Source organism: Streptococcus orisratti DSM 15617 (assembly GCF_000380105.1).
In the GTDB taxonomy this organism is placed as follows: domain Bacteria; phylum Bacillota; class Bacilli; order Lactobacillales; family Streptococcaceae; genus Streptococcus; species Streptococcus orisratti.
Genome location: NZ_KB904487.1, coordinates 1 through 13,564, shown reverse-complemented (window position 1 = coordinate 13,564; position 13,564 = coordinate 1). Strand labels below are relative to the sequence as shown.

14 protein-coding genes and 2 pseudogenes are annotated in these 13,564 nt (G+C 37.8%); 14 read left to right on the top strand and 2 right to left on the bottom strand.

Going from position 1 to position 13,564, the window contains the following annotated elements; translation table 11 throughout:
- Nucleotides 1–737: 737 nt before the first annotated feature.
- From A3I7_RS0108715 to A3I7_RS0108695, 5 genes are all read left to right on the top strand, one after another.
- Nucleotides 738–1,577, top strand: a complete 840-nt coding sequence (locus tag A3I7_RS0108715) for an HAD family hydrolase (protein WP_018376401.1) — start codon at nt 738–740, stop codon at nt 1,575–1,577.
- A gap of 10 nt (nt 1,578–1,587) precedes the next feature.
- Entirely contained in the window at nt 1,588–1,965 is a 378-nt protein-coding gene (locus A3I7_RS0108710; RefSeq protein WP_018376400.1) for a VOC family protein, read from the top strand.
- A 61-nt stretch (nt 1,966–2,026) separates the two neighbouring features.
- Nucleotides 2,027–2,524 carry a phosphatase PAP2 family protein gene (locus A3I7_RS0108705; RefSeq protein WP_018376399.1) on the top strand — a complete coding sequence of 166 codons (498 nt, stop codon included), beginning with the start codon at nt 2,027–2,029 and terminating at the stop codon, nt 2,522–2,524.
- A 79-nt stretch (nt 2,525–2,603) separates the two neighbouring features.
- A complete protein-coding gene (gene trxA / locus A3I7_RS0108700; RefSeq protein ID WP_018376398.1) occupies nt 2,604–2,918 on the top strand; it encodes a thioredoxin in 315 nt (104 codons plus the stop codon).
- A 270-nt stretch (nt 2,919–3,188) separates the two neighbouring features.
- A complete protein-coding gene (locus A3I7_RS0108695) occupies nt 3,189–4,235 on the top strand; it encodes a zinc-binding dehydrogenase (protein WP_018376397.1) in 1,047 nt (348 codons plus the stop codon).
- Nucleotides 4,236–4,288: 53 nt separating this feature from the next.
- On the opposite strand, the gene mutY is transcribed toward A3I7_RS0108695, so the two are convergent.
- Complete coding sequence (mutY, locus tag A3I7_RS0108690; protein ID WP_018376396.1) at nt 4,289–5,431, bottom strand: A/G-specific adenine glycosylase; 1,143 nt, start codon at nt 5,429–5,431, stop codon at nt 4,289–4,291.
- Nucleotides 5,432–5,700: 269 nt separating this feature from the next.
- Nucleotides 5,701–6,186, bottom strand: coding sequence for a LemA family protein (locus A3I7_RS0108685; protein ID WP_018376395.1), 486 nt, complete (start codon nt 6,184–6,186; stop codon nt 5,701–5,703).
- Between the two features lie 1,170 nt (nt 6,187–7,356).
- On the opposite strand from A3I7_RS0108685, the gene rpsF reads away from it, so the two are divergent.
- From rpsF to A3I7_RS0108645, 9 genes and pseudogenes are all read left to right on the top strand, one after another.
- Nucleotides 7,357–7,647 carry a 30S ribosomal protein S6 gene (rpsF, locus tag A3I7_RS0108680; protein WP_018376394.1) on the top strand — a complete coding sequence of 97 codons (291 nt, stop codon included), beginning with the start codon at nt 7,357–7,359 and terminating at the stop codon, nt 7,645–7,647.
- Between the two features lie 11 nt (nt 7,648–7,658).
- Nucleotides 7,659–8,168, top strand: coding sequence for a single-stranded DNA-binding protein (locus A3I7_RS0108675; protein ID WP_018376393.1), 510 nt, complete (start codon nt 7,659–7,661; stop codon nt 8,166–8,168).
- 37 nt (nt 8,169–8,205) lie between these two features.
- Nucleotides 8,206–8,445 carry a 30S ribosomal protein S18 gene (rpsR, locus tag A3I7_RS0108670; protein ID WP_000068664.1) on the top strand — a complete coding sequence of 80 codons (240 nt, stop codon included), beginning with the start codon at nt 8,206–8,208 and terminating at the stop codon, nt 8,443–8,445.
- A gap of 364 nt (nt 8,446–8,809) precedes the next feature.
- Complete coding sequence (locus A3I7_RS0108665) at nt 8,810–9,550, top strand: LytR/AlgR family response regulator transcription factor (RefSeq protein WP_018376392.1); 741 nt, start codon at nt 8,810–8,812, stop codon at nt 9,548–9,550.
- Nucleotides 9,547–10,854 carry a sensor histidine kinase gene (locus A3I7_RS0108660; RefSeq protein ID WP_018376391.1) on the top strand — a complete coding sequence of 436 codons (1,308 nt, stop codon included), beginning with the start codon at nt 9,547–9,549 and terminating at the stop codon, nt 10,852–10,854. The genes A3I7_RS0108665 and A3I7_RS0108660 overlap by 4 nt, the downstream gene beginning before the upstream one ends.
- A 164-nt stretch (nt 10,855–11,018) precedes the next feature.
- Nucleotides 11,019–11,084 (top strand): annotated as a pseudogene (locus A3I7_RS14905) (YSIRK-type signal peptide-containing protein); the annotation flags it as partial.
- Between the two features lie 20 nt (nt 11,085–11,104).
- Nucleotides 11,105–11,221, top strand: a pseudogene (locus tag A3I7_RS14775) (SH3 domain-containing protein); the annotation flags it as partial.
- A gap of 15 nt (nt 11,222–11,236) precedes the next feature.
- The gene (locus tag A3I7_RS0108650; RefSeq protein WP_018376389.1) at nt 11,237–11,794 is read left to right on the top strand and encodes a hypothetical protein; all 558 of its coding nucleotides are present in this window, start codon (nt 11,237–11,239) and stop codon (nt 11,792–11,794) included.
- A gap of 232 nt (nt 11,795–12,026) precedes the next feature.
- Nucleotides 12,027–13,564 (top strand): SH3 domain-containing protein (locus tag A3I7_RS0108645; RefSeq protein ID WP_018376388.1); only part of this gene is annotated, 1,538 nt, incomplete at its 3' end.

The window sequence follows — 13,564 nt, the reverse complement described above, 5'->3', positions numbered from 1 at the left end:
TGGCTTATCTCAGGCAGGAAGAAAGGGACACCTCTGAAGCCTTGATGGCGTTAAATCAGATTATAGATGAGTACACAGATGCCACAGAAATCAATTATCGTCAGGAGCGCCAGCATTTAGATGATAAAGAAGAAAGTCTCAGACAAGAGTATCAACAAAAACGTGANATCGTGGAGCGGGAGATTAATAGCCGCATGACACAGAAAAGACGGATTTTAGAATAGGAGGAAATATGGCAAGTGTCTTGGAGACTATTGGCGGAGTGATGACGGGAAAGACAGATTTCAAGGAGCTAAAAAAGAAAATGGAAAAGGCTCTTGTCAAATCAGTCTATGCTCCTNTAGCGAAAAGTAGTCGTAGAGGGATTGTTTCTAAGTATGATGCGCAAATCACTAAGGNTGCTNGTGATGGGAAGACAGCGACCGAAACAATTGTCGGTCAACTTGACACCACTATCAGAGGGAAGGGGAGAAAGGCCGTTGAGGCAACTATCAAGAAACATAAGAAAGAGTATGATGATTTGTAGAAAGAGTAAGTAGAAACAATTGAGGATACTTATTAGTTTTTGATTTTCAATTATTACATTTTAGAAAAATTAATATTAGCCAAAAGGAGTTTGGAACATGTTTATTCCAAGCCTCTTTTAATATCATAGTATCAGTTTCCAAAAGGATAGGAGAGGTTTTGTTGCTTTTTGCGTGATATAGTAAGGGGAGAAATTAATCGGAGGACTGAAAATGCGAAAAATTATTTTTTTGGATGTTGATGGAACTTTGGTGGATTACAATAATCATCTGCCAGAATCTGCTAAGTATGCCATTCAAAAGGCGCGTGAAAATGGTCATTTGGTTTATGCCTGTACAGGACGTTCTCGTGCAGAAATGCCCGAATTTATCTGGGATATTGGCCTTGATGGCATGATTGGTGGCAATGGTTCCTACGTTGAACATCATGGTCAGGTTGTCATGCACCAATTGATTCCAGAAGATGAAGCAAGACGTATTGTAGATTGGCTTCATGAGCGCGGATTGGAATTTTATTTGGAAAGCAATAATGGTCTTTTTGCCAGCGAACATTTTAAAGAAGCAGCTCGTCCTGTCTTGCGCCAATATGCTTTAGGTAAGGGGAAAACGGAAAAAGAAGTTGCAGACCAAGAAGCAGAGGATGTCCTGCATGGGATTGTCTATGGTGGCAATCTTTACCGCGACGACCTCAATAAGGTCAGCTTCATTTTAAAGAGTATAGATGACCATGAGGCATCAAAATTAGCTTTCCCAGACCTCAAGGCTGGTACTTGGGGTGGTGTTGGTGAGACAGCCCTTTTTGGCGACTTAGGTGTTAAGGATATCACCAAGGCGCATGCCATTGATGTTTTGCTCAGCTATCTCAAGGCTGATCGCAAGGATACCATAGCCTTTGGTGACGCTAAGGTAGATATTCCTATGCTTGATTATTGTGAAGTTGGTGTGGCTATGGGAAATGGCGGAGCTGAAATTCTTGCTATGGCAGATTTGGTGACAGCAGCTGTTGATGATGATGGCCTTTATAAAGCCTTTGAGACTTTGAAGCTTATCTGAGGAGAAAACGATGAAAATTGAGCACATAGCCCTCTGGACCAAAGATTTAGAAGCCATGAAAGCTTTTTATACAACTTATTTTGGAGCAACAAGCACCCAACGTTATCACAATTCGAAAACAGGATTTTCTTCTTACTTTCTGAGTTTTACTGACGGTGCGCGTTTAGAGCTCTGCTGTCGTCCTGACATCATAGAAGGCAAGAGAGATAGTTTTGGCTTTACTCATCTAGCTTTTTCATTAGGTAGTAAGGAAGTAGTTGATTATTTTGCCTATAAGTTACAGGATGCCGGATATCCGATTCAAAACGGTCCGCGGACTACAGGTGATGGTTATTATGAAGCAGTAATTTTTGATCCTGAAGGGAACCAAATTGAACTGACAGTCTGATACAGCCGATTAACTATAAACATGCTATAATAGGAAGTAAATTTCAAGAAGAGAGATGTTTATGAAAAATTATAAGGTCTTTTATGATCACATCAGCCAGCCTTTTCGCCAACAACCTCGCTACCTTTACTTTCTCAGAACTCTCAATGGTTTTATCACTAAGCTTATGTATGCCAGCTATCCTCTTGTTTTAGCCTTTGTTTTTTGGAAAAATAGCAGAGCGATTTTGGCATTTATTCTAATCCCAGGCCTCTCCTTTATCATCTTGTCCTTGGCCAGAAAAATTATCAATTATCCAAGACCTTACGACACTTGGGAAATCACCCCACTCATTGCTAAAGATAGTAGTGGTCAGTCACTACCCAGCCGACATGTTTTTTCAGCAGCTGTGATAAGCATGTGTCTTATGCGACTGACTGCTCTCCTAGGAGTACCTGCTTTGATTTTATCAGCTGTTTTAGCTGTTTGTCGCGTTGTAGGCGGGGTACATTATCCTAGGGATGTTGTTGTTGGCTACGCATTAGGCCTTGTCTGTGGCGCTTTGCTATTTCTCTTCTAAAAACACGTAGCAATTATTTGCCTTAATAGTTATTTTCACGTAAAATAGCCTTATAAACTAGTAGAAACGGGGAAATATCATGGCACATATCGTAACAGATAAAACATTTGAAACAGAAACAGCAGAAGGTCTTGTTCTGGTTGACTTTTGGGCAACTTGGTGCGGACCATGTTTGATGCAAGCACCAATTCTTGACCAGTTATCAGAAGAATTAAGTGAAGATGACCTTAAAATTGTTAAAATTGACGTTGATGAAAACCCAGAAACTGCACAAAAATTTGGTATCATGTCAATTCCTACCCTCCTCTTCAAAAAAGATGGTCAAGTGGTTAAACAAGTCGCTGGCGTTCACACCAAGGCTCAATTGAAAGCAATTGTTGCAGAATTGAGCTAAGACAAATAGGAAGCTGGAAAAATTCCAACTTCTTTTTCTTTTGCCTTGACTTGAAGTTAACTCCAAGTTGTATAATAACTATGTTGATTAAATAATACTTTTTGAAAATCAAACTCAGACCTTGTTGATTTGATGAGCGATACTTAAGTGTAGGATGGCAGCCGACTACCTGAGAACTAAAAAGTAGTAGTGTTCTACCTGTATTGGTATTGTTTAGTCTGATTTTGGTTTCCGCTAAGTATGAGTTTTCAGAAATTATGGAGGAAAGAAATGAAAACGGCTATTTTTGAAAAAGCTGGTCTTATGACCATCGAAGAAGTTGAAAAACCAACGTTGCAAGCAGATGATGATGCCATCATCAAAATCGTACGTGCCTGTGTCTGTGGCTCAGATCTCTGGTCTTATTCACACGGAGATGACAAAGCTGCCCACTCAACTAACAGCGGGCATGAGGCGCTAGGAATTGTTGAAGAAGTTGGTTCTGCAATCACAACAGTTAAACCAGGGGACTTTGTTATCGTACCTTTCACACACGGTTGTGGCGAATGTGATGCTTGTCGTTCTGGTTTTGATGGTACTTGTGATAATCACCCCGCTCCTACAAACTGGGGAGGTGGTTTCCAAGCAGAGTATCTTCGATTCCACTATGCGAATTGGGCATTAGTCAAAGTTCCTGGTCAACCATCAGACTACAGCGAAGGAATGATAAAATCTTTACTAACCTTAGCGGATGTCATGCCAACAGGCTATCATGCAGCGCGTGTGGCTGATGTTCAGCGCGGAGATAAGGTAGTTGTCATTGGTGATGGAGCTGTAGGTCAATGCGCGGTTATTGCAGCAAAAATGCGTGGAGCTTCACAGATTGTTCTCATGAGTCGTCATGAAGATCGCCAAAAAATGGCATTGGAATCTGGTGCAACTGCGGTCGTTGCTGAACGTGGTGAGGAAGGTATTGCTAAGGTTCGTAAGATTCTTGGCGGCGGTGCAGATGCAGCTCTCGAATGTGTTGGGACAGAAGCAGCCATTGAACAAGCGCTGGGAGTCATCCATAATGGTGGACGTGTTGGATTTGTTGGTGTGCCACATTATAATAACCGTCCATTGGGTTCAACTTTTGCGCAAAATATCACTGTTGGCGGCGGATCTGCTTCTGTAACTACCTATGATAAACAAGTCCTCCTTAAAGCAGTACTTGATGGTGATATCAATCCAGGTCGTGTTTTCACAAATACTTATAAACTTGATGACATTAACCAAGCCTATCAAGACATGGCTGACCGCAAGACCATTAAATCAATGCTAGTTGTTGCTGAATAGGACAATTCTGTAAAATTTAAAAGAGGCTGAAAGATTTCAGTCTCTTTTTGACATTAGTTTTTGAAATATTTCTGAACCATTTTCTTTTGAGGGGCGGCCATAGGATAGTCTTCGAAGTTAGCAGGAGCGACCCATCGAAGTTTCTTGTTGTTTAATAGCGGAGCTTTTTTGGCAAATCCTTCTACTAGCTCAATCGTCCATTTTTGATGACTGAAGGTGTGCTTGATAGGTGCAAAATGCTGTTTTGACCAGACAGGCTTAAGTTTATACTCTTGTTCAAAAACTGCTTTTTGCGAAAGAGTTTCTAGCACTGCATCCACACTTTCAAATAAGTCCAGTTGCTTACTAATAAAATCTGTTTCCATGATAGGAAAAGACCAGAAACCACCTAATAATCGTCCTTCGGTGTTCTTTTCAAGAAGAAACTCACCAATTTCGTTCTGAATGATAAAAGCTTGAATTTGCGTAGGTTTTGGCTTTTTCTTAGGTGCCTTGACAGGATATTTGTCATAGGTTCCATGTAAATAGGCTGCGCAAAAGAAGCGGATAGGGCTATCATCAGGACGAGGACTCTTAGCAGATTCGATATTTGTTCCCAAGTCCATAAGAGCTTGGTTAAAGTCCCCAGGTCGATCAGGGTCAATCAGTTTTTCCATGACAGCTTGAAAAATCTTGCGATTTTTAGGATCACCGATATCATAATCGATTTCAAACAAGCGAGCCATAACCCGCATAACATTGCCATCAACCGCAGGCTCAGGAATCCCAAAAGCGATTGAAGCGATAGCACCAGCAGTATAGGGACCAATCCCTTTTAATTTAGAAATATCTTTGTGTGATGATGGAAATTTTCCATCAAAGTCGGTCATGATTTGCTGCGCAGCTTTTTGCATGTTACGGACGCGGGAGTAATACCCTAAGCCTTCCCATGCTTTGAGTAATCTTTCTTCAGGAGCGTTAGCTAATTTTTCAATGGTGGGAAACCAGTCTAAAAATCGCTCGTAGTATGGGATAACGGTGACTACCTGAGTTTGTTGGAGCATAATCTCCGAAATCCAAATGTGGTAAGGGTCTGTCGTCCTACGCCAAGGCAAATCGCGTTTTTCGGTGTCATACCAGGTAAGAAGAGTGCGGCGAAAGGAGGCAATTTTTTCCTCGTCCCACATCTCAATGCCGTATTCTTTAAAATCTAACATAAGTTTATTTTTACAAAGTTTCTTTCATTTCAAACAGGTTCGTTTCTTGGTTTACGTGGAAATCTCCCAGCGTAGCAGTTGGTTAATGATTTGTTCGCATGTTATTAAGAGGAATATATTTCCTTACATTTCCCATCTCAAAAGTTATCTTCTAAATTTGAAGTAATACGGAGATGGAATGAAAAAATCTGAAGGAACTTTTCACTCTGGAAATATAGCTTACAAGTAGATACCAAAGCAATCTCTTCCTCTGCCTCTTCTCGTATTACTTAAACAAAAAAATCAGAAAAATAGTCTTTTTCGACATGTCCAAAACGCCGTGCTAAAAATCGAACTGGCATAATTCGGAGAGCGGAATTGTAGTCACGAATTAGGCTATTATAGGTCAACTTGTCTTGAGTGAAACGATCTTCATAACGATGGATTTGACTAACGAGATTTGCCTGTCTGTCATGTTCAGTGGGATCAGGTAAGAGATTTCGTTTTAACTGGCGAAGATGATCGCGCGTGATATCAATGTCATTTTCAAGCTGTAAAATCTCTTGTTTAGTATGATTGAGGTAATCAAGCTGCTTTGTAAAAAATTGCGTATAGGCACTCCCCATCCCTAAAAGTAAGGAGATTCCTGTGGACATATCAGAATCTACATCTAAGATAAGGTCAAAGAGAATAACAAATAAAATCCAAAAACCAGCACTTCGCGCAATAAATGATCCTAAACCAAATTTAGGAGCTTCCTTGATATTCTTTTTCATTATCCCATCCTAACTTTCTTTTTTTTTCTAGTATAGCATATTTGTAAAAAAATATTTCCAAAACAGTTTTTTCTTGCAAAAAGTAACCGTTTACATTATAATATAAGTGTAGTTAAGGTAAGAGATGTTAAGGAGGTAAATACCATGGTAAAACTTAATATTTCTAGGTACAAGAATGGAGATTAGTCTCCAAGTAGCAGTAGGCAAAAGTCGACTTACGTGAGGGAAAATCACTTTACCCCTGTCAATGAAATCTTGCAAAAGTAATGAGGTGACGACTTATGTTGATGTTTGATATGGGCCGTTTCAAAAACGGAGACACTGAACTTGTTGCATAAAATAGTAACAAGGGAGTGATACCAATAACTTAAGATAGATGTATTTTTGTCGTAGATGATTAGAAAAAATCGCTAGCGCAGAAAATCCAGAAATCCCGTCTGGCTGTCGCGAGTACACCAGATATTGAAATAGCTTCTAATCTAGTTGTTTATTGAGCTTGATAAGACATTCTGACACATAGAAAGAAGGTTATGCGAGTTATGAGAACAATGAATATTAGTCGTTATAAGAATGGAGACAATTAACTTTCATAGCAGTCCGAAAAAAACTAGAGAAAGCCGGAATGAAACAAAGTAGTGAAGTTTGTTAGAGTTGGGCATCTGTTTTATGTGATTGACTGCTACGCTAATTTCTCGGCCGAGAAAATAATTTTGTAGTTTGTGTTGGTGACGGGTCAATCACCAACATGAAAAGTGTTGTGTTAGCTATTTTCAATCATTTTGGAGGTGTCTTATGCACATAGCAAGATATAAGAATGGTGACACTAATCTTAGTTGCATAAAATAGCTTAAGAGGTGAATCCAATGTAGTTTGTTGCTAAAAAAGATTGATGAAGTGAGGTAAAGTTTATGTTGATGATGAATTTGAATCGCTACAAAAATGGAGATATTACCGCAAGCTAACTCCTTATGAAAAGTTTGTGGTAGCACAAACACAAATATTTTTTCAAAAGATGGGTCAGGTACCCGTCTTTTTGATTAGGGTCTTTTTGATTATTCATTTTTTTCTTGCTTTATTATGAAAAGTCATGTATAATAGTATCTTGTGAGTGCACCTCACTTACTCGTAGCGAAGGTTGCGAGTCATTAGACCAAAAGGAGGAAAATATCAATGGCTAAATACGAAATTCTTTATATCATTCGTCCAAACATTGAAGAAGAAGCTAAAAACGCTTTGGTAGCACGCTTTGACTCTATCTTAACTGACAACGGTGCAACTGTTGTTGAATCAAAAGATTGGGAAAAACGTCGTCTTGCATACGAAATCCAAGATTTCCGTGAAGGACTTTACCATATTGTTAACGTTGAAACGACTGACGCTGTAGCTCTTAATGAGTTTGATCGTCTTTCAAAAATCAACGGTGACATTCTTCGTCACATGATCGTTAAACTTGACGCATAAGAAGGTAGTTTATGATTAATAATGTAGTACTTGTGGGTCGTATGACTCGCGATGCAGAACTCCGTTATACACCGTCTAATCAAGCAGTTGCAACTTTCACGCTTGCCGTGAATCGTAATTTTAAGAATCAAGCTGGTGAACGTGAAGCTGATTTTATCAACTGTGTCATCTGGCGTCAGCAGGCTGAAAATTTGGCAAACTGGGCTAAAAAGGGAACATTAGTTGGTATTACAGGACGTATTCAAACACGTAATTATGATAATCAGCAAGGTCAACGTGTTTACGTGACTGAAGTGATTGCAGATAGTTTCCAAGTTTTGGAAAGTCGTGCTACACGCGAAGGTAATGCAGGTGGCTCTTATAATTCAAATGGTTATAACAATAATTCATTTGGTGGGGCATCTAGTATGAATGGTTATTCACAACCTTCACAATCACAAACCCCTAACTTTGCGAGAGATGAAAGCCCATTTGGAAATTCTAACCCGATGGATATCTCAGATGACGATCTTCCGTTCTAATGGATTAAACGAATTAAATTTATAAAGGAGAAAACACATGGCTCAACAACGTCGTGGCGGATTCAAACGCCGTAAAAAAGTTGATTACATCGCAGCTAACAAAATTGAATATGTTGATTACAAAGATACTGAGCTTCTTAGCCGTTTCGTTTCAGAACGTGGTAAAATTCTTCCACGTCGTGTAACTGGAACTTCAGCTAAAAACCAACGTAAAGTAACAACAGCTATCAAACGTGCTCGCGTTATGGCTCTTATGCCATTCGTAAACGAAGACTAATTCGTTGCGGACTTAATTGTGAATTAAATGAAACGACTCTATTTAGGGTCGTTTTTTTCTTACCTTGTTTTTAGTCTGTGACTCGAAAATTTAGAGCTGCATTTTTATTTTGTTGATATTTTCCCACTCACATTCGATTAACATAAGTACAAATTTTTCGACAACTGAAAATCTATAACTGCTGAAAAAACTCCGATTTTAGGCATTTATGTACAAATGATTTAAAATCTCCAATCAGTAAAGGGAATCTATAGGATAAAAACTTTTTGTAATATTTGTAAAATAAATGAAATGTTTCAAAAAATTTGATATACTAGTCCAAGAGAATTTTTTAACATGAAAAGCTAAGTACTAGGAGAATTGGATGTTAAATATTTTTGTTTTAGAAGATGATCTTATCCAACAATCTCGGATAGAAAATGCCATAAATAAAGCACTTGTAAAGAACAAGTGGAAAGTGCGTGCGATTAATATCTCTGGGAAACCAGAACAATTATTAGAGGCTGCAAAAGAACGAGGTTGCCATCAATTATTTTTCCTTGATATTCAAATTGATAAAGATGATAAAATGGGCTTCAAAATGGCTCAGCAAATTAGGAGTAATGACCCGCAAGCAGTTATTGTATTCGTAACAACGCATTCTGAGTTTTTACCCCTAACCTTTCAATACAAGGTCGCAGCTTTGGATTTTATAGACAAATTAGCTGATGAAGAAGAGTATGTAGAACGCATAGAGTCAGCTATCGAAGTAGCTTTAAGTCATATGGGAAATAGCGTAGCTGAGGACTCTTTTGCATTTGAAACCTCTCAAGCTGTTATTCAAGTTCCTTTTCATAAAATCCTTTATTTTGAGACATCCGAGACAATTCATAAGGTTATCTTGCACACTAAAAATGAACAGATTGAATTTTATGGGCGATTATCGCAAATTGAAAAAGTAGATGAGCGGCTTTACAAATGCCATAAATCGTTTGTTGTTAATCCAGAAAATATCACTAAAATAGACAAAGAATCTGGAATAGTATACTTTGAAAACGGAGAGCGGTGCTTTGTCTCCAAATTAAAACGGAAAAAATTGATTGAGAAAATGAGGGAGATGCGGTGAACTTAGATATCATTTGGAATAATTTGGACTTTTTTGTCCATGTGATCATTACGATGCTAATCCATCAACAAATTACGGGACATATCTTTGCTAAGAGATGGCTAATAATTGTTCCAACAGTGCTGAGAATACTCTTTTTAATTGTTCCTCCAATAGCTTATTTTTCAACCCTACTATTTTTAGTGGCTTATTCTTTGGTAAAAAATCGCTACAACAACAGGTTGTTAGATGTATTCTACGGTCTATTTCCTGTAATTGTGGAAAGTTTGTTTAGTCGGTTATTGATTTACTATTTTTTTCCAACGATAGGTATAAATGATATTCTTAACAATCAAAATTATTTTTGTGGGCTAATATCAGAATTATTAGTTTTTCCAACCTATTATTTTTTAATGAAGTCTCTAAAAGTTGATTTTAAAAATTTACATAAAGGGTTTTTAAAAGATTTTTCAAAAATATTTATTTTTCTGGCAGATATTTCGATGTTGCTTTATTTTGTTGGGTTACAAATATTACTGCTGTTCGATAGACATATACCATATGCAATGATGGGAAGGAAGTATCTCATTGCTATTTATGGGATTCTCTTTTTAGTGATGTTAGTCTATATCAACGGTGATTTTAATGAAAAGCTTGAACAAGAAATTTTGCTTCAAAAAGATAGACAAATTACTGATTTAACTGCGTATAGTAAGCAGATAGAATACCTATACAATGAAATTCGAAGTTTTAGGCATGATTATTTAGGTATCTTATCTAGTTTAAAATCTGGGATTGTAAACAAAGATATCGAAGCAATTGAAACAGTTTATAAAAATGTATTATCTAAGACAGAGCATAGAGTTCAAGGAGAACGGTATGAAATTGCAAATCTAATAAATGTTAAAAATGATGCTATCAAAGGACTGCTTTTTTCAAAAATACTAGAAGCGCAAAGTCAAGGAATTGAAATTCACCCTGAAGTCTTTGAACCTTTTAACACACCTAATATAGAATTGTTGGATTTCATTACGATACTAAGTATATTACTCGAGAATGCCATTGAAGCAGTTCAACCGAATACCAATCAGAAAGTTGTAGTTGCTCTAATTGCTGGGGAACCACAAGTTGTGATTATTGAAAATAGTATTGGTATTGAAAAAGTTGATGTTATTAATATCTACAAGCGAGGTTTCTCGACAAAAGGAGAAAGTAGGGGAATTGGATTAGCGAATGCTAAAAGGATTTTAGAAAAATATCCTAATTGTAGTCTTCGAACAGAGAGTGGAGGTTACAAATTTAAGCAGACCTTAGAATTAAAGTAAAGAAGCTCATAGCCTGGGAGTGCAGTAACAAAACTTAGGTTATGAGCTTCTGTTTTTATTGTCATTTATCTGATTATGACAAAAAACGTACCGATTATGACAATGATGAATTTTTGAGTTGAAATTGTGATATAGTAACTTTTGAAATTATAAGGAGATAAACTATGGAGAATTATTTTTCAAATCAAAACATTCAATGTTTTTCAATTCGTAAGTATTCGTTTGATGTATCCTCTGTGCTTTTAGGAACGCAATTTATGACGCAGGAAATACCGTTAACTATGATAAATTCCTTTTGTCTGACGGACATTATTGGATTAGCTATATAGCTGCTTCTGGAAATCGTCGCTATATCAGTATTACATAATGGGAGATTTGGATTATGAAACAAACAAAAAAATTAATAGCAGCTTTAATTCTATTACTACTTATAACAGTGCTTGCCTTTCTAATTTTAAAAACATGCAACAACAGAATGATAGATAAGTCTGGCTTTTATGAGCAAACCTCTAAGACTAGTCAGTCATCAAAAAGTAGTAGTACAAAATCATCGGCGTCTACTAAAAAATCAAGTAGTTCAGCCAGTAAGAAGACTAATCAAGAATCATCTGTAAGTGAAAGCTCAGATCAAACTATTGGACAAGCTAGTGAAACCCAGTCATCCAACAATACTTTGAATTCATCAAACTCAGAAGGTACAGATGTCCCAGCACAAGGTGGCGTTACCCAAGTGGATTCTGGAACACTTGAATTAACACAAGACACGCCAGTTTATGCGGAACCCGATAAAAACTCAGCTGTCATTTTTACACAACCCAAAGGAGAACTTAATTGGGATTCATATTCATCAGAAAATGGAGAATTTTGGTATAGTTTTGTACTTCCTGGTGAGGGAGGGGGCACACGATATTATATTGCATATTCAGATGTTGGTCACTAATGAATCAAAAAAATATTTTAAGCCAAATTATTGTGACAATGAACAACAACCCACAACATGACATTTATGTCATGTTGTTTTATGGAAGACTTTGATAAGCTAATCTTATCTTTAAGAAAAAATGGCAGGGGTAATGTTACATTTTTATTGCGAATATGACATTTTAAAGTTGACAAGCGCTTTCTTAAGGATTACAATTAAGTCGAAAGGACTAGAAAGTAGGATTAATGCGATGAAAAAAGATATTTTTGCACAAGAAAAGCAACGTTTTTCCATTCGTAAGTATTCGTTTGGTGCAGCTTCTGTGCTCATCGGTGCTAGTCTAGTTTTTGCTGGACAGGTAGCTGCTGATGAAACTGGAACAGCAAAATCTAACTCCACAGAGCCTGTAACAGTTCAAGTTAGTACACCAACAACTGAGTCAAGTACAGCTGATCAAACAGCGACTTCAGAAACTCCGGTAGCCCAAGCAGATCATGCAGAAACAACTGTCAAGGCAGTTGAGGCAGCAGTAGGAACAGATACAAAATCAACAGTTTCCTCTGATAGCTCAGCATCTGCTAAGGCAGAAGTTATAACAAGCACTGATGCTGTGACAGATACAGCGAGCACAGCAGGAGCTGTTTCAGAAGTATCAACGTCACAAGTGGATTCATCAGTGGCAAGTGAAAAAACAACATCGGAAGATACAGAGGTATCAAGTGATGCAGCTAAAATTACAGTTTCTAATTCAGCACAAACCAATGTTGCTGTAGAAGATTTATTGAGAGAAGCTAAAGTAGCGACAACGGCTAGTGTTTCAGAGGATAGAGCTGCTGTAGCGGAGAAAAAACTACCAACAACAGGTTATTATACTTACCCTGAACGTACTGAAGTCAAAAACACTCCAACAGTAACTGCACCTGTTGAATTTTATGTTAATGCTGGAGATAGAGTTTTCTATGATAAAGTTTTAACAAATGATGGCTATCAATGGCTAAGTTATAAATCTTATAGTGGCATCCGTCGTTACGCTGCTATTACCAAGTTAACTGCGGACAAACCGGTGGCTGCGCCAACAGGTCAATTGAGTTTCCAAAATCAAACTCCTCAAGGATTTGACGTTCTTGTTACTAATGTTTCGGATAGTAATGGCATAGCAGCAGTCAAGGTTCCAGTCTGGACAGACAAGTCAGGCCAAGATGATTTGATTTGGTATAATGCTGCCAAGCAAGCGAACGGTGATTATAAGGTAGCTGTCAAAATCAGCGATCATAAAAATGAACTAGGTGACTACAATGTTCATCTCTATTACATTGAATCTACTGGGAAAATGGTTGGTGTAACAGGAACCAAGACCACTGTAACTAATGAAGTGCCTCAATCTGGTCTTAATCTTCCGAGCCAAGGCAGTTACACATTTACCAGTCGGGTTGAAGTAAAAAGTCAACCAAAAATGTCAGCACCTACAGAGTTCACGTTTGATAAAGGTGAAAAGATTAACTATGACAAAGTGCTTGACGCAGATAGCCATCAGTGGATCTCCTATGTCAGCTATAGTGGTACTCGTCGTTATATCCCGATTGCGCTTAGCACTCAACCTGTCAAACCAGCTATTGAACGCACTGGAAAACTGACTATTGATTCACAAAACAATGGTGATTTTAATGTTGTAGTTTCAGAAGTTTCTGATCCAAATGGCATAGCTGAAGTTAAAGTTCCGGTCTGGACAGACAAATCAGGCCAAGATGACCTTGTTTGGTACGATGCTGCGAAACAAAGCGACGGTAC